Source organism: Paraburkholderia sediminicola (genome assembly GCF_046026895.1).
Taxonomy (GTDB): Bacteria; Pseudomonadota; Gammaproteobacteria; order Burkholderiales; family Burkholderiaceae; genus Paraburkholderia; species Paraburkholderia sediminicola_C.
The window spans coordinates 1-16,205 of the sequence record NZ_JAQQEU010000025.1 but is presented as its reverse complement, the minus strand read 5'-3'; the positions used below and the strand labels follow the sequence as shown (position 1 = coordinate 16,205).

The following is a 16,205-nucleotide window of genomic DNA, read 5'->3' as shown; positions in this document are numbered from 1 at the left end:
CGCCGGGCTGTCACGATGCACGATAAAAAGGCCGTCGCAACCGGCCGCTTCGGATCGGAACTCCATTCGCTCCACGAGCCCGCATACAGCGCCGCGCCATGCAGGCCCGCAATCTCCATGGCCAGAACGTTCACGCACGCCGTCACGCCCGAGCCGCATTGCAGCACCACATGCTCCGGCGGCGTATCGCCGAGCAGCGCATGAAATTCCTCGCGCAGCGTATGAGCCGGCTTGAAACGTTCTTCGGCGGTGAGGTTGTCCTTGAAGTAGCGGTTGAGCGCACCCGGAATGTGGCCGCCGACGCGATCGAGCGTCTCGTTCTCGCCGCGATAGCGGTCGGCCGCGCGCGCGTCGACCACCACGTGCTCCTTCGAGCCGAGATTGCGCTCGACCGTCTGTGCATCCACTGTGACGGAGAGCGGCGCGCCGGCCTTGAAGTCGCCCGTATTCTGGGCCGGCACGTCTTGCGTCAACGGCTGACCGGCGGCTTGCCATGCGGGCAGGCCGCCGTCGAGCAGCGCCACGGCGTCGTGTCCGAGCCAGCGCAGCAGCCACCATACGCGAGCGGCGTACATGCCGCCTTGCGCGTCATAAGCGACCACTTGCTGGCCCTGCTTCAGGCCGCGCGACTCCAGCGTCTCGACGAGGCGGGCACGATCCGGCAGCGGATGCCGGCCGTTCGCGCCGTTCTTCGGGCCGGACAGATCGCGATCGAGATGCAGGTAATGCGCGCCTGGCAAATGCCCGGCCAGATAGGCTTTCTCGCCCGCTTCGGTGTCGGTCAGATCGAAACGGCAATCGATCACGAACACGCTGCCCGGCGCGGCGGCGAGCCGCTCGGCGAGATTGGTCGCGGAGATCAGGGTGGTGTAGTGAGTGTGGGGCATGGCGTCTCCTCGATACGGGCGATGGCGGCTCCGTTCGGGCATGTGGCGCCGCGAACGGATGGCCGGGCTATCTTGTTAGTCTAAACAAAAAAAGACGGGTCGAAGCCCGTCTTTCCATGCGTCGGTACTGCTTGTGCGAGAGCCCGGACCAGTGTCCGGCCGAGCGGATCGAGCGCGCTCAGATCGCGCCGAGCTCGCGCCGCAAAAACTCGTGGAAGTGCTGCATGCCATCTTCCATTGGGCTCTGATACGGGCCGACCTGCGATTCGCCGCGTTCCATCAGCGCGCGGCGCCCGGCGTCCATACGCTCGGCGATCTCGTCGTCTTCGCGGGCCGTTTCCATATAGGCGGCGCGCTCGGCTTCGACGAAATCCCGTTCGAACAGCGCGATTTCCTCAGGGTAATAGAACTCGACCACGTTGGTGGTCTTCTGCGCGCCGCGCGGAATCAGCCACGACACCACCAGCACATGCGGATACCACTCGATCATGATGCCGGGGTAATACACCATCCAGATCGCGCCGAAGTCGGGCGGATTGCCGCCGCGGAAACGCAGCACCTCGTCGTGCCACTTGCGATAGGTCGGGCTGCCCGGCTGCTCCAGGTCTTTATGCACGCCAACCGTCTGGACGCTATACCACTCGCCGAACTCCCACGTCAGGTCGTCGCAATTGACGAAGCTGCCGAGGCCCGGATGGAACGGCGCGACGTGATAGTCCTCCAGATAGACCTCGATGAAGGTCTTCCAGTTGTAGTTGCACTCGTGCACTTCGACGTGATCGAACATGAAGCCCGAAAAATCGAAGTGTTTCCTGGTGCCGAGGCGCGCCAGGTCGCGCGCCACGTCGCGGCCCTGTGCTTCGAACAGCAGACCTTGCCAGTTTTGCAGCGGCGTGGCGCCGAGATTCAGGCAGGGGTTGTCCGCGAAATGCGGTGCGCCGAGCAGCTGGCCGTTCAGGTCGTACGTCCAGCGATGCAGGGGGCAGACGATGTTCTCCGTCTGGCCGCGACCGTTGAGCATGATGGCTTGCCGGTGGCGGCACACGTTCGACAGCAGTTCGACTTGCGACTGCTGGTTACGGACGAGCACGCGCCCCTCGCTTTCGCTGGGCAAGGCAAAATAATCCCCCGCTTCGGGCACCATGAGATCGTGGCCGATGTAACGAGGACCTTTCTTGAAAAGGGTTTCGATTTCGCGCGTTAAAAGCGCTTCGTCAAAGTAAGCCGTGACTGGCAGCTGGCTGTGAATAGACCGCAACTGCAATGCATTGCTCAGATTGGACATTCCCACTCCCGTGAAGACGTGAAAGCAGTGAACAACCCAACCATCGAAGATTCGATTTAGGGAGCCCGCGATTATACCCGTTTCCCCTGTGTCGGGGCGCTTAAGTCCCTGATTCGGGTCAAAAATGTCAGGAAAGTTCGGGATTTTCGCCGCAGACCGATCGTTTTTTTTCTGCGAGACTTCAGGGGCGGCGCGCGATGCGCACGCGCGACGCAGGCCGGCGAGCGGATCGGAAATGTCGCTTTTGCCGTAGAATGTCCGACTTGTTTTAATTTTGCGACTATTCATGGCGAAGACCGCGTCAAAAGATGTTGCTGCCGCGCCAGCCGAAGGCGTCGATACCACGCCGCTGCCGGAGAATTACGAAGCCGCGCAGGCCGAGCTGGAAGAGCTGGTGGCGCGCATGGAAGGCGGCAGCCTTAGTCTCGAGGAGTCGCTCACCGCGTACCGGCGCGGCGCGGCTCTGGTGGCGTTTTGCCAGCAGCAGCTCGAAAAGGTCGAGCAGCAGGTGCGCGTGCTCGACGGCGAGACGTTCAAGCCGCTGCCCATGAATACCGCAGGCACAGCCGCTACTGACAGCGGGGACGACCTATGACATTCGAACAATGGACGCGTGCGGTGCTCGAACGCGTCGAAGCGGCACTGGAACATTACCTGCCGGGCGCGGCCACCGAGCCCGCCCAACTGCATGAGGCCATGCGTTACGCGGTGCTGGGCGGCGGCAAGCGGGTTCGCCCGTTGCTGTGCCACGCCGCCGGCGAGCTGACCGGCGCGCGCGCCGAGTGCCTCGACGCGGCAGCGGCGGCGCTGGAAATGATTCATGTGTACTCGCTCGTGCACGACGACATGCCGTGCATGGACGACGACGCATTGCGGCGCGGCAAGCCCACGGTCCACGTCCAATATGACGAAGCCACGGCGCTGCTGGTCGGCGACGCGCTGCAGTCGCAGGCTTTCATCGCGCTGACTTCGGACGTGCTGGCCGCGCCACAGCAGGCTTCGCTCGTGCGTGAGCTGGCGCTTGCGAGCGGCTCGGTCGGCATGTGCGGCGGCCAGGCCATCGATCTTGCTAGCGTCGGCCACACGCTGACGCGCACGCAACTCGAAACGATGCACCGGATGAAGACCGGCGCGTTGCTGCGCGCCGCTGTGCGCATGGGCGCGCTGGCGGGCGAAGCGCCGGACGCGGAGGCGATGCGTTCGCTCGACGTGTATGCGGGCGCTGTTGGACTCGCGTTTCAGGTCGTCGACGACATTCTCGACGTCACGACCGACTCCGCGACGCTCGGCAAGACCGCGGGTAAAGACGCGAAGGACGGCAAGCCGACCTACGTGTCGATTATCGGGCTCGACGCGTCGCGGGCGCTCGCGGCCCAGCTGCGCAGCGACGCTCACGCCGCGCTTGCGCCATTCGGCGCGCGCGCGCAGCGTCTTGCCGAATTGGCCGACCTGGTGGTGAACCGGGTTAGCTGAACGCGAAAGCCCGCCGCCGCGCACCTTTTCTCCCCGGGGTGCATGTATGAAGTGCGGGCGCGTAAGTTTTCCTACAATGGAACGACGATGTACGACTTGCTGAAAACCATCGACGACCCGGCAGCCTTGCGCCGCCTCGATCGCCGCCAATTGCAACCGCTTGCCGACGAGTTGCGTGCCTTCGTGCTCGACAGCGTATCGCAGACGGGCGGCCATCTTTCGTCCAACCTCGGCACGGTCGAGTTGACCATTGCTCTGCACTATGTGTTCGACACGCCGCATGACCGGATCGTCTGGGATGTCGGCCATCAAACCTATCCGCACAAGATCCTGACGGGCCGCCGCGACCAGATGCACACGCTGCGTCAACTGGGCGGCATCTCGGGCTTCCCGAAGCGTGACGAGTCCGAATACGACACGTTTGGCACCGCGCACTCCAGCACGTCGATTTCGGCCGCGCTCGGCATGGCGGTCGCGAGCAAGCTGCAGGGTGACAACCGCATGGGGATCGCGGTGATCGGCGACGGCGCGATGACGGCCGGCATGGCCTTCGAGGCAATGAACAACGCCGGCGTCGAAGACGACGTGCCGCTGCTGGTGATCCTGAACGACAACGACATGTCGATTTCGCCGCCGGTCGGCGCGCTCAATCGCCATCTCGCGCGGCTGATGTCGGGCCGCTTCTACGCGGCCGCCCGCGCGGGCGTCGAACGTGTGCTGCGCGTCGCGCCGCCGATGCTCGATCTGGCTCGCAAGCTCGAAGAACACGCGAAGGGCATGATCGTGCCGGCCACGCTGTTCGAAGAGTTCGGCTTCAACTACATCGGTCCGATCGACGGTCACGATCTCGATTCGCTGATCCCGACGCTGCAAAACATCAAGGAACTGCGCGGTCCGCAGTTCCTGCACGTCGTGACGAAGAAAGGCCAAGGGTACAAGCTGGCCGAAGCCGATCCGGTCCTGTACCACGGCCCGGGCAAGTTCAATCCGGCTGAAGGCATCAAGCCGGCCACCACGCCGTCGAAGAAGACCTACACGCAGGCGTTCGGCGAATGGCTGTGCGATGCCGCCGAACTCGACGCACGCGTGGTCGGCATCACGCCGGCCATGCGCGAAGGCTCGGGCATGGTCGAGTTCGAAAAGCGCTTCCCGGACCGTTACTTCGATGTCGGCATTGCCGAGCAGCACGCGGTGACGTTCGCCGGCGGCCTGGCCGCGGACGGCATGAAGCCGGTGGTGGCGATCTACTCGACCTTCCTGCAACGCGCGTACGATCAATTGATCCACGACGTCGCGCTGCAAAACCTGCCGGTGGTGTTCGCGATCGACCGCGCGGGTCTGGTCGGCGCGGACGGCGCAACGCACGCGGGTGCTTACGACCTCGCGTTCATGCGCTGCATCCCGAACATGACCGTGATGGCCCCGTCCGACGAAAACGAATGCCGGCAGATGCTGTACACCGCGCTGCAGCAGCCGAACCCGACGGCGGTGCGTTATCCGCGCGGCGCCGGCACGGGTGTCGCAACCGTCAAGCAAATGGCCGCCTTGCCGATCGGCAAGGGCGAGATGCGTCGCGAAACGTCGCAGCCCGCGGGCAAGCGCATTGCGATTCTCGCGTTCGGCACGATGGTCGCGCCGTCGCTGGCGGCGGCCGAGCAACTGGACGCCACGGTCGCGAACATGCGCTTCGTGAAGCCGCTGGACGCCGGGCTGGTCCGTGAGCTCGCGGAGACACACGACGCCATCGTCACGGTCGAAGAAGGCTCTGTGATGGGCGGCGCGGGCTCGGCATGCGTCGAAGCGTTGCTCGAAACCGGAATCATGCGACCCGTGCTGCAACTGGGCCTGCCCGACCGGTTCATCGATCATGGCGACCCGGCCAAACTGCTTGCCGCGTGTGGCCTCGACGCCACCGGCATCGTCAAGTCGATTCGCGAACGCTTTCTGGCGAATGGCGTGGTCGGCGGTCAATCGTCGGTGAAGCGCGTCGCGTAAGGCTTCGCCGTCCGTCATGCCGCCGCGATGCGGTGGCGGCCGCCATCACCCACTCCCACTTGAAGCGATGGGCCTTCGGGCCCATCTTCCAACGCCGGCAGGGGCCGGCGTTGGCCGTTGCATGCACCGATCTGCACGGCCGCCGCTGAGAGCTCCCAAAACCTGTCGTTGCGTGACAGCCCCCAAGGGGCAACTCCCCGATCTCCCAAGGGACTTCCTTCGGGGCAGGGGCTCGCTTGGGCGCGGAAAACTTGGGACAGCCCCGGCGTTTTCTTGAAAGGACAAAAAGATGAATCAGATGAATCCCGCCTTTGTGATGCCCGACGTGCAAAGCACGCCCGACACCCGTCAGATCCCCATCCAGCGGGTTGGCGTCAAGGGCGTGCGTCATCCGTTGACGGTGCGCACACAAAGCGGCGAGGTGCAGCCGACTGTCGGCACGTGGAATCTCGACGTGCATCTGCCCGCTGAGCAGAAGGGCACGCACATGTCGCGTTTCGTCGCGCTGCTCGAAGAGAACAAGGCGCCGCTCGAACCGGTCACGTTCCGCACCATGCTGGCCGCGATGCTCGAAAAGCTCGAAGCCGAAGCGGGCCGCATCGAGGTGTCGTTCCCGTACTTCGTGAACAAGACCGCGCCGGTCTCGGGCGTGCAAAGCCTGCTCGACTACGAAGTCACGTTGACCGGCGACACCCGCAACGGCGCGACGCGCCTGTTCCTGAAGGTGCTGGTGCCGGTCACGAGCCTGTGCCCGTGCTCGAAGAAGATCTCGCAGTACGGCGCGCATAACCAGCGTTCGCACGTGACGATCAACGCTGAGCTGGTTGGCGACGTGGCGGTGGAAGAACTGGTTCGGATCGCCGAGGAAGAAGCGTCGTGCGAACTGTGGGGCTTGCTCAAACGCCCCGACGAGAAGTTCGTCACCGAGCGTGCGTATGAGAATCCGAAGTTCGTCGAAGACCTCGTGCGCGACGTCGCGCAGCGTCTGAATGGGGACGAGCGGATCGTCGCGTATGTGCTCGAAGCCGAGAACTTCGAGTCGATTCACAATCACAGCGCATATGCGGTGATCGAGCGGGATAAGCGCGCGGGTTGATGCGCGCGCGTCGCCGGTCCGGTGATTGACGCCAATGAAAAGCCGCTTTGACAGGCGGCTTTTTTACGGCTTCGGAATTTTCAGTTCAGCGCGCGAGAGAGGTCAGATCCCAGCGTGGCTTCACCGTGAAAGCGTAGTCCTTACCCGATTGCTCGGGCCAGCGCTGCAATCGCAGCGCGCCGGCCAGCGCGATCATCGCGCCGTTGTCCGTGCAGAGCGACAAGTCCGGGTAGTGCACGTAGAAATTGCGCTTCTTCGCGGCGGCGGACAGCGCGTCGCGCAGTTGCCGGTTCGCGCCCACACCGCCGGCGACGACCAGCCGGTTGAGCTTGGTCCGCTTGAGCGCGGCCAGCGATTTCGCCGCCAGCACTTCCACCGCTGCGTCGACGAACCCGCGCGCCAGATCGGCTTTCGCCTGCTCGCAGATGTTGGCGCCGCCGAGTTTTTTCGCGTGCGTGAGGACCGCGGTCTTCAGGCCGCTGAAGCTAAAATCGAGGTCGCCGGAATGCAGCATCGGGCGCGGCAGCACCACCGCGCCGGGCGTGCCGAATTCCGCCATGCGCGAGACTTCCGGGCCGCCCGGATAACCGAGGCCGAGCAGCTTGGCGGTTTTGTCGAACGCTTCGCCGGCGGCGTCGTCAAGGGTTTCGCCGAGTGTTTCGTAGACGCCCACATCCGTCACGCGCATGAGTTGCGTGTGACCGCCGGACACTAGCAGCGCGACGAACGGAAACGGCGGCGGCTCATCCACCAGCAACGGCGACAGCAAGTGCCCTTCGAGGTGGTGGATGCCGATGGTCGGCTTGTCCCACGCCATTGCCAGCGAATTGGCGACGCTCGCGCCGACCAGCAGCGCGCCCGCGAGCCCCGGCCCTTGTGTGTAGGCAATGGCATCGATGTCGCCGCGTGCCACGCCGGCGCGCGCCATCACCTCTTCGAGCAGCGGCAGCGCGCGCCGGATGTGATCGCGCGACGCCAGTTCCGGCACGACCCCGCCGTACTCCCGATGCATCGCGATTTGCGAATGCAGCGCGTGCGCCAGCAGCCCGCGCTCCGTGTCGTAGAGAGCGAGACCGGTTTCGTCGCAGGAGCTTTCGATGCCGAGTACGAGCATGATGGTTGGGTTTGAGCGGACGCGCGAATGACAGGCACGGCGGCGCCCCAAATGAAAAGGCCAGCCTGAAAGTATAGCAGTGCGGGCAACGCGCCGCAGACGCACGGGTACAATGCGGCCCCATGGAATCCTTCGATATCGCGGTGATCGGCGCAGGCGCGGCCGGCATGATGTGCGCGGCGGTGGCCGGGCAACTCGGCCGTCGCGTGGTGCTGATCGACCACTCGCAGCGTCTCGCGGAAAAGATCCGCATCTCCGGCGGCGGCCGTTGCAACTTCACGAACCTGTACGCGGGGCCGGCCAACTACCTGTCGGCGAATCCGCATTTCTGCCGCTCGGCGCTCGCGCGCTATACGCCGCGCGACTTCATGGCGCTGCTCAAGCGCCACCATGTGACGTGGCACGAGAAGCACAAGGGGCAACTGTTCTGCGACCAGTCGAGCGACGCGGTCATCAACGTGCTGAAGCACGAGTGCGACGCCGGCCGCGTGGCATGGCGCACGCCGCTGTCGGTCGAGGCGGTGCGTCAGGACGCGCACGGCCGCTTCACGCTGGACACGCTGTCGGGTCCCATCACCACGCGCGCGCTCGTGATCGCGACGGGCGGCCTGTCGATTCCCAAGATCGGCGCCACGGATTTCGCCTACCGTCTTGCCAAGCAGTTCGGCCACAAGCTGATCGACACCCGTCCCGCGCTGGTGCCGCTGACCTTCGCGCCGGCCGATTGGGCGCCGTTCGCGCCGCTCTCCGGCGCGTCGCTCGAAGTGCAACTGGCAACCGGCAACAAAAAGACCGGCGCCGAGTTCAACGAGGATCTGCTGCTCACTCACCGCGGCCTGTCGGGCCCGGGCGTTCTGCAAATCTCGACCTACTGGCAACCCGGCGAACCGATTTACATCAACCTGCTGCCGGAGCGCGACGCGACGGACGCGCTGCTGGCAGCGAAGACCGGCACGAAGCGCCAGATCGCCAATCTGCTGTCCGAATGGGTGCCGCAACGGCTTGCCCACGTCTGGCTGGAAACTCACCGGATTCCCGCCGAAGCCCGCGTGGCCGATCTGCCGGACAAAACGCTGCGCCGCATCGGTGAGGCGCTGTCGCGCTGGACCCTCACGCCGAACGGCACCGAAGGCTATCGCAAGGCCGAGGTGACGCGCGGCGGCGTGGATACGCGCGACCTGTCGTCGTCGACGATGATGAGCGCGCGCGCGCCTGGGCTGTATTTCATTGGCGAAGCAGTCGACGTGACCGGTTGGCTCGGCGGCTACAATTTCCAGTGGGCGTGGGCCTCGGGTGTGGCGGCCGGCCAGGCGTCCGCGGAGTATGCACAGGGGGCTTGACGGCGCAGTAGCTTTGTGAGAAAGCTCTGCTATACTCCTGAACCTTTACAAAGTTCCGTTATTGAAAAATGACGATCCTCCGCGTAAAAGACAACGAGCCGTTTGAAGTTGCCATGCGCCGGTTCAAGCGCACCATGGAGAAAACCGGCCTACTGACCGAACTTCGCGCTCGCGAGTTTTACGAAAAGCCTACGGCCGAGCGCAAGCGCAAGAAGGCCGCTGCGGTCAAGCGTCATTTCAAGCGTCTGCGTGGCCAGATGCTGCCAAAGAAGTTCTACTGATTCTGGCGTTGCCGCGGTTCCGGTCGATCGGAGCGGCGACATCCAACCGGTGACGGCACGCGAGATGCCATCACGGAAAACACGGCCCTTCGGGCCAGTCGGCAGGGTCGCATCCACTACGCACATTGCGCCAACCCGCTTGAGGAAGCAGTCCCCAAGCGGGTATTCGTGTTGATGCTGTCGACCCGGCCGATTTTTCAACTTTCAACGCATTCAGGTGAGTGATGAGTCTCAAGGACCGGATCAACGACGATATGAAAGCTGCCATGCGGGCGCGCGAGACCGAGCGTCTCGGCACGATCCGCCTGCTGCTCGCCGCCATCAAGCAACGCGAAGTCGACGAGCGCGTGACCCTCGACGACACCGCGATCACCACGGTCATCGACAAGATGATCAAGCAGCGCAAGGACTCGATCAGCCAGTTCGAAGCCGCCGGCCGTACGGATCTGGCCGACAAGGAAAAGGCCGAGCTGGCAATCCTGTCCGCTTACATGCCGGAACAGATGTCCGAAGCGGAAATCGTTGCCGAAGTCCAGGCAGCGGTTGCGCAAACCGGCGCGGCCGGCCCGCAGGACATGGGCAAGGTGATGGGCGTGCTGAAGCCGAAGCTGGCTGGCCGTGCCGACATGACCGCCGTGTCGGCGCAAGTCAAAGCCGCGCTCGCGAAGTAATGTCCGTTTTGTCCGGCCTGCGCGCGCCGTCGCTCGACCGCGCGCGCAGCGTTGAGCTTTTTAGGTAGCGTCATTTACTGTGATTCCACCGTCATTCCTGCAGGACCTGCTCAACCGCGTCGATATCGTCGACGTGGTCGGCCGGTATGTGCAGTTGAAAAAGGGCGGCGCGAACTTCATGGGGCTGTGCCCGTTTCACAACGAGAAGAGCCCCTCGTTTACGGTTAGTCCGACTAAACAGTTTTACCACTGCTTCGGCTGCGGCGCGCATGGGACGGCCATCGGTTTTCTGATGGAGCACGTGGGCTCGTCGTTTCCGGAGGCGGTCAACGAGCTGGCGCAATCGGTAGGTTTGACCGTGCCCAACGAGCCGTCGCCGGGTTATGGCGGCGGTTCCGGCGGCTATGCGCCGGGGGCTTCCAAGGCCGTCACCACGGCGCTTTCCGATGTGATGCAGACCGCCTGCGACTTTTACCGCAAGCAGTTGCGCGGCGCGCCGAGCGCGATCCAGTATCTGAAGAAGCGCGGCTTGACCGGCGAGATCGCGGCCCGTTTCGGCCTGGGTTATGCCCCGGACGGCTGGCAGAGTCTCGAAGCGGCCTTTCCGAATTATCGCGACGATGCGCTGGTAGAGTCGGGTCTCGTGATCGTCAGTGAAAAGTCCGATGCACAGGGGCAGAACCGTCGCTATGACCGCTTTCGCGAGCGGATCATGTTCCCGATACGCAACGTGAAGGGGCAGGTGATCGGCTTCGGCGGCCGCGTGCTGGATGGCGGCGAACCGAAATATTTGAATTCGCCCGAAACGCCTCTATTTAACAAAGGCAGCGAACTGTACGGGCTGTTCGAAGCGCGTCTGGCGATTCGCGAACAGCACTACGTGCTGGTGGTGGAAGGCTACATGGACGTGGTCGCGCTGGCCCAATTGGGGTTTCAGAACGCGGTCGCCACGCTCGGCACGGCCTGCACGCCGGTTCATGTGCAGAAACTGATGCGCCAGACCGACACGGTCATCTTCAGTTTCGACGGTGATTCGGCGGGCCGGCGCGCCGCGCGTCGCGCGCTGGATGCGTGCCTGCCGCACGCGGCGGACAACCGGACCATCCGCTTCCTGTTTTTGCCCTCCGAGCACGACCCGGACAGCTACGTGCGCGAGTTCGGTACCGAGGCGTTCGCCGAGCAGGTCGAACGGGCGATGCCGCTGTCGCAGTTCATGCTCAATGAGGTGCTGACCGGCAAGGAGCTGGATCAGCCTGAAGGCAAGGCCCGCGCGCTGTTCGACGCCAAGCCGCTGCTACAGGCGCTGCCGGCCAATGCGCTGCGCGCGCAGATCATGCATATGTTTGCCGACCGGCTCGATGTGCCGTTCGAAGAGGTCGCCGCGCTTTGCGAGGTCGATTCGCGCATCGCGGCCGCCGCGCGTCTCGCGCCGGCCCGCAAGGACCGCCGCAGCGTGACGGGGATCGAGGAAAAGACGTTGCGCAATCTTGTGATGTATCCGCGCACGGTGGCGGTGCTCGATGAGGACGCCGAACAGGCGTTGCTCAGCGTGACCCGCCACGGCGAGTTGTTCGAAGAAGTGACGACGCACGCACGGGCGCTGGGCGATTCGGCGGAGTTTCAGTTGCTCTCCGACCTATTGCGAAACGGCGCAAACGCCCCAACTTTCGAGGAAATCTTTCGCAAAATTCTAGACTATGATGAAAATGTCCGGGATTTGCTGCTGAAAGACCCGGAGGACCCGGCCATCATCGAGGAGCGGCGCGAGCAGGAACGGATCGTCGGCGAGGAATTGAAGGCTGCGATCCTGAAGATGCGGTACGACGCTTATTGCGATCGGCTTGAGCAGCTTTCGCGGCAATCCCGGCATACGCCGGAAGAGTTTGCGGAGCTTTCGGAATTGAATCGGAAACGGGCTGACATGAAGCGTCAGCTAGGTCTGTAAGGGAGAGGCCAGAAACCTGGGTGGTATAATAAAAGGTTTCTAGCGGTTTGTTTTTTCACGGGTTTTCCTAGCAAAGGCGAAAAGGCGATGCGATGGCAAAGACTACAGGCGGAAATCACGCAACCGGCACACGCTCGAAGGAGCCGACCAGAAAGGTCACCGAGGCCAGGCTAGCTTCTTCCGCCCGAAAAACGTCTGCTGTCAGTGTTGCACCGGCTGCCGGGAAGAAATCTTCGACCACTTCGGCGGTGAAAGCGGATTCAGTCGGGGCGGCGAAAGCCGTGTCGCAGGCTGCGAAGCGGTCAAGGGTCAGAAGCGCAAGGGAAGCGGCTGCCGCGCAGGACGATGCGGTAGTGCGCGAGACTCCAGTATCCACGGTTCTGCCGGCTGTTGTCCACCAGCCGCGGGTCGAGACTACAGCCGGTACGGCGAACTCCATGACGAAAAAGCTGAACGAAGTACCCGTCGATGACGATGCAACCCAGGCCGAAGACACTCCCGCCGCTGCACCGGGCAAAGTGGAAAAGGTCAAGGCTCGCGATCGTCGTGCAAAGGAAAAAGCGCTGCTGAAAGATGCATTCGCGTCATCGCAGCCGGGCACGGTGGAGGAACTCGAAGAGCGCCGCTCCAAACTGCGCGCGCTGATCAAGCTCGGCAAGGAGCGCGGCTTCCTCACGTACGCTGAAATCAACGACCACCTCCCGGACAATTTCACCGAGACCGAGGCGATCGAAGGCATCATCAGCACGTTCAACGACATGGGCGTGGCCGTCTACGAGCAAGCCCCCGACGCTGAAACGCTGCTGCTGAACGACAACGCGCCCGCCGCTTCGTCCGACGACGAAGTGGAAGAGGAAGCAGAAGTTGCGCTTTCCACGGTCGACTCCGAATTCGGTCGCACCACCGACCCGGTCCGCATGTACATGCGTGAAATGGGCACGGTCGAGCTGCTCACGCGCGAAGGCGAGATTGAAATCGCCAAGCGGATCGAAGACGGCCTGAAGCACATGGTGATGGCCATCTCCGCGTGTCCGACCACGATCGCCGACATCCTCGCGATGGCCGAGCGCGTCGCGAACGAGGAAATCCGCATCGACGAACTGGTCGACGGTCTGATCGACGCCAACGCGGAAGACGCGGACGGCTTCTCCGCGCAAGAGGCGGAAGCGATCGAGAGCGAGGACGAGGCAGTCGAGGAAGAGGACGAAGAAGACGAGGAAGACGACGACGGTACCGCGCAAGCCACGGCCAACGCCGCGCAGATGGAAGCGCTCAAGCGCGCGTCGCTCGAAAAATTCGCGATGATCAGCGAATGGTTCGACAAGATGCGTCGCGCGTTCGAGAAGGAAGGCTACAAGTCCAAGTCGTACCTCAAGGCGCAGGAAACGATCCAGAACGAGCTGATGACGATTCGCTTCACCGCGCGTACGGTCGAGCGCCTGTGCGATACGCTTCGCGCGCAAGTGGACGAGGTGCGTCAGGTCGAGCGTCAGATCCTGCATACGGTGGTCGACAAGTGCGGGATGCCGCGTGCGGAATTCATCGCGCGCTTCCCGGGCAGCGAAACGGATCTCGAGTGGGCCGACAAGATCGTCGCTGAAGGACACGCGTATAGCGCGATCCTCACGCGCAACATTCCGGCAATCCGCGAACAGCAGCAACGTCTGCTGGATCTGCAAGCGCGTGTCGTGCTGCCGCTGAAGGACCTGAAGGAAACCAACCGCCAGATGGCGGCCGGCGAACTGAAAGCGCGCCAGGCGAAGCGCGAAATGACCGAGGCGAATTTGCGTCTCGTGATCTCGATCGCGAAGAAGTACACGAACCGTGGTCTGCAGTTCCTCGACCTGATTCAGGAAGGCAACATCGGCCTGATGAAGGCGGTGGACAAATTCGAATATCGTCGTGGCTACAAGTTCTCTACGTATGCGACGTGGTGGATTCGCCAGGCCATTACGCGTTCGATTGCCGACCAGGCGCGCACGATCCGGATTCCGGTTCACATGATCGAAACGATCAACAAGATGAACCGCATCTCGCGGCAGATCCTGCAGGAAACCGGCCTCGAGCCGGATCCGGCAACGCTGGCCGAGAAGATGGAAATGCCGGAAGACAAGATCCGCAAGATCATGAAGATCGCGAAGGAGCCGATCTCGATGGAAACGCCGATCGGTGACGACGACGATTCGCATCTGGGCGACTTCATCGAAGATACGAACACCGTCGCTCCGGCCGACGCCGCGCTGCATGCCAGCATGCGCGATGTCGTGAAGGACGTGCTCGACTCGCTGACGCCGCGCGAAGCGAAAGTGCTGCGCATGCGCTTCGGCATCGAGATGAGCACTGACCATACGCTCGAAGAAGTCGGCAAGCAGTTCGACGTGACGCGGGAGCGGATTCGTCAGATCGAGGCCAAGGCGTTGCGCAAGCTGCGTCACCCGAGCCGGTCGGATAAGCTGAAGTCGTTCCTCGAGGGGAATTGATCGAGGCCGGTCGTTCGTGGCGGATGATGTTGCGGTTGAAGGGGCTTCCCGGTTGTTTCGCGCAAGCGAAGCGGTTGCCGAGGCCCCTTTTTCGTGTAGTATGTCGGCCAACGAATGGGCCCGGCCTTCACGACCGGGTCTTTTTCTTGGGCCGGACGCCGTGTTGGTTGCAGGCAGCGGACTCATAATCCGCCTCCGAAAGGACATCGTCGGTTCGAATCCGACCCGGCCCACCAAGGTTTACTGAGCGTTTTCAGTCGCTTAGGGTTTTCCGCAAATGCGAAGTGTTTCCGCAAACGTAGTTGCACTCGCCTCAAGTTGACCCCATAAAAGCTGTAGCGGCGTTGCGATTTAGATCCGCCCGGGTTGCCTGCGACAAATCGGCGCCAGCAATCATAAGCGTACTAGACTCAGTACGTCAGGTCCGGGTATCGCCCCCTTTCCAATAGCCTCCCTCTTGTGGAGGCTATTTTCTTATGTGCGTATGGGCGTTACGATCGATTCCTGTCGGATCAACGCCGACATTCAAGACCCGGCAGAACGAGCTTAGGTTGTAGCGACTCGGCGGGCCGCCGCGACGGCGCGTATCGCTGAGCAGGGACCGGCTTGTCAAAGGGGGTGCAAAAGACGCTGCGTTGTCCGCGTGGTCATGGCAATTGATACACCGGGCAGCAATGTCAGGCAGCATGCGATTGTCGTCGCGTAAGTGCGCTACAAGCGCGCGCTGCCCGCTAAAAATCTCATATCCCAAGTCCATGGATCGACATGAAGCCGCGCCATTTGCCCCGGGTTTGACAGCAACCAAGAACAGGGCCGTCACCACGCGTATTGTGATGGCGGCCCGATTTAAGGCGCGCGCCATTAGTGGATTTGAATAGTGCTTGAGACGCTCGGTACTCCGTTCGTGTCGAGGGCGAATAACATGTAATAGCCGGGCACGGCGACTCCGGAATCGCCCGGAATATTCAACACATATTGGCCTGCCCTGCTCGGGCTAAAGGGTAACGGAATGCGTCGCTGCTCGTTGTTGAGCGAATGGGTTACCGACGATAGGCGCATCAGCACGAAGGCTTTAACCGTCCTGTCAGTGCTCACGGAGATCGACGAGCCGAGACTCGCGCTGGTGGGGGCCGACAAGATCTTAGGGCGTGACGCCAGTGAGCCGTCCGGATTGAAAAGATATGGCGGCGTCAGTATTTCGACGTCAGCGTGGTTGGTCGAACATCCCCCGCACAACCCCCCACCGCCGCTTAAAACGCGCCCGTCCGGCAAAAGCAGCGCGATACTGTGATAAGTGCGCGGCACACCTTGTTTCTGAAGCAGCGTAAACGTTTCAGTCTCGGGGCTCCAGATCTCTGGCGTCAGAACCGCCCCGTCGTCAGAGAAAGGCTGGGCACGGGTTTGACCGCCAACCACGACGACTTGGCCGCTCGGTAACGCAACGCTGTTGGCAAACGCGCGCGGATAGTTCATTGGAGCTATCGTGTGCGGGTTCACCGCTAGGTTGGTGCTATCTATAAATATTAATGTCGCGTTCCTCGTCGCGTCGGCGTCTTCGTAGCTAGGCGCACCACCGACCGCGAGGATTTTGCGGATGTCATACATGACCGCGTTGCCGTTCATCGCGTCCTTGTCCCG

At 62.8% G+C, this 16,205-nt stretch carries 12 protein-coding genes, 1 tRNA gene and 1 pseudogene; 10 read left to right on the top strand and 4 right to left on the bottom strand.

Annotated elements, in window-relative coordinates:
* Window positions 1-32: 32 nt before the first annotated feature.
* Window positions 33-887 (bottom strand): annotated as a pseudogene (locus PQR02_RS18785) (sulfurtransferase); the annotation flags it as partial.
* Window positions 888-1,065: 178 nt separating this feature from the next.
* Window positions 1,066-2,172, bottom strand: coding sequence for an aromatic ring-hydroxylating oxygenase subunit alpha (locus tag PQR02_RS18780; protein ID WP_408233968.1), 1,107 nt, complete (start codon window positions 2,170-2,172; stop codon window positions 1,066-1,068).
* 286 nt (window positions 2,173-2,458) lie between these two features.
* Between PQR02_RS18780 and PQR02_RS18775 the strand changes: the two genes are divergently transcribed.
* From PQR02_RS18775 to folE2, 4 genes are all read left to right on the top strand, one after another.
* On the top strand, window positions 2,459-2,767 hold the full coding sequence (locus tag PQR02_RS18775) for an exodeoxyribonuclease VII small subunit (RefSeq protein ID WP_408233965.1): 309 nt from the start codon (window positions 2,459-2,461) through the stop codon (window positions 2,765-2,767).
* Window positions 2,764-3,645 (top strand): polyprenyl synthetase family protein, encoded by an 882-nt coding sequence (locus PQR02_RS18770; protein WP_408233962.1) that lies wholly within the window; start codon window positions 2,764-2,766, stop codon window positions 3,643-3,645. The genes PQR02_RS18775 and PQR02_RS18770 overlap by 4 nt, the downstream gene beginning before the upstream one ends.
* Window positions 3,646-3,732: 87 nt before the next feature.
* Window positions 3,733-5,640: a 1-deoxy-D-xylulose-5-phosphate synthase gene (gene dxs / locus PQR02_RS18765; RefSeq protein WP_408233959.1), complete on the top strand. Its 1,908-nt coding sequence runs from the start codon at window positions 3,733-3,735 to the stop codon at window positions 5,638-5,640.
* A 289-nt stretch (window positions 5,641-5,929) separates the two neighbouring features.
* Window positions 5,930-6,736, top strand: a complete 807-nt coding sequence (folE2, locus tag PQR02_RS18760; RefSeq protein ID WP_408233956.1) for a GTP cyclohydrolase FolE2 — start codon at window positions 5,930-5,932, stop codon at window positions 6,734-6,736.
* An 85-nt stretch (window positions 6,737-6,821) separates the two neighbouring features.
* Here the strand turns inward: folE2 and tsaD are convergent, their stop codons facing one another.
* Complete coding sequence (gene tsaD / locus PQR02_RS18755; protein ID WP_408233953.1) at window positions 6,822-7,850, bottom strand: tRNA (adenosine(37)-N6)-threonylcarbamoyltransferase complex transferase subunit TsaD; 1,029 nt, start codon at window positions 7,848-7,850, stop codon at window positions 6,822-6,824.
* 122 nt (window positions 7,851-7,972) lie between these two features.
* Here tsaD and PQR02_RS18750 point away from each other — a divergent pair, with 122 nt between their 5' ends.
* The 6 genes from PQR02_RS18750 (at window position 7,973) to PQR02_RS18725 (ending at window position 14,803) form a co-directional block, all read left to right on the top strand.
* Window positions 7,973-9,190 carry a BaiN/RdsA family NAD(P)/FAD-dependent oxidoreductase gene (locus PQR02_RS18750; protein WP_408233950.1) on the top strand — a complete coding sequence of 406 codons (1,218 nt, stop codon included), beginning with the start codon at window positions 7,973-7,975 and terminating at the stop codon, window positions 9,188-9,190.
* A 68-nt stretch (window positions 9,191-9,258) separates the two neighbouring features.
* Complete coding sequence (gene rpsU / locus PQR02_RS18745) at window positions 9,259-9,471, top strand: 30S ribosomal protein S21 (protein ID WP_408233947.1); 213 nt, start codon at window positions 9,259-9,261, stop codon at window positions 9,469-9,471.
* A 224-nt stretch (window positions 9,472-9,695) separates the two neighbouring features.
* Window positions 9,696-10,142, top strand: a complete 447-nt coding sequence (locus PQR02_RS18740) for a GatB/YqeY domain-containing protein (RefSeq protein ID WP_408233944.1) — start codon at window positions 9,696-9,698, stop codon at window positions 10,140-10,142.
* Window positions 10,143-10,221: 79 nt separating this feature from the next.
* Window positions 10,222-12,087, top strand: coding sequence for a DNA primase (dnaG, locus tag PQR02_RS18735; RefSeq protein ID WP_408233941.1), 1,866 nt, complete (start codon window positions 10,222-10,224; stop codon window positions 12,085-12,087).
* Window positions 12,088-12,179: 92 nt separating this feature from the next.
* Window positions 12,180-14,567: an RNA polymerase sigma factor RpoD gene (rpoD, locus tag PQR02_RS18730; protein WP_408233938.1), complete on the top strand. Its 2,388-nt coding sequence runs from the start codon at window positions 12,180-12,182 to the stop codon at window positions 14,565-14,567.
* 148 nt (window positions 14,568-14,715) lie between these two features.
* Window positions 14,716-14,803, top strand: a tRNA-Ile gene (locus tag PQR02_RS18725).
* Between the two features lie 625 nt (window positions 14,804-15,428).
* Here the strand turns inward: PQR02_RS18725 and PQR02_RS18720 are convergent.
* Window positions 15,429-16,205 (bottom strand): galactose oxidase-like domain-containing protein (locus tag PQR02_RS18720; protein WP_408233935.1); only part of this gene is annotated, 777 nt, incomplete at its 5' end.

Coding starts and splice junctions, on each gene's coding strand:
- PQR02_RS18780 (WP_408233968.1), bottom strand. CDS start 2,172: ATGTCCAATCTGAGCAATGCATTGCAGTTGCGGTCTATTCACAGCCAG.
- PQR02_RS18775 (WP_408233965.1), top strand. CDS start 2,459: ATGGCGAAGACCGCGTCAAAAGATGTTGCTGCCGCGCCAGCCGAAGGC.
- PQR02_RS18770 (WP_408233962.1), top strand. CDS start 2,764: ATGACATTCGAACAATGGACGCGTGCGGTGCTCGAACGCGTCGAAGCG.
- dxs (WP_408233959.1), top strand. CDS start 3,733: ATGTACGACTTGCTGAAAACCATCGACGACCCGGCAGCCTTGCGCCGC.
- folE2 (WP_408233956.1), top strand. CDS start 5,930: ATGAATCAGATGAATCCCGCCTTTGTGATGCCCGACGTGCAAAGCACG.
- tsaD (WP_408233953.1), bottom strand. CDS start 7,850: ATGCTCGTACTCGGCATCGAAAGCTCCTGCGACGAAACCGGTCTCGCT.
- PQR02_RS18750 (WP_408233950.1), top strand. CDS start 7,973: ATGGAATCCTTCGATATCGCGGTGATCGGCGCAGGCGCGGCCGGCATG.
- rpsU (WP_408233947.1), top strand. CDS start 9,259: ATGACGATCCTCCGCGTAAAAGACAACGAGCCGTTTGAAGTTGCCATG.
- PQR02_RS18740 (WP_408233944.1), top strand. CDS start 9,696: ATGAGTCTCAAGGACCGGATCAACGACGATATGAAAGCTGCCATGCGG.
- rpoD (WP_408233938.1), top strand. CDS start 12,180: ATGGCAAAGACTACAGGCGGAAATCACGCAACCGGCACACGCTCGAAG.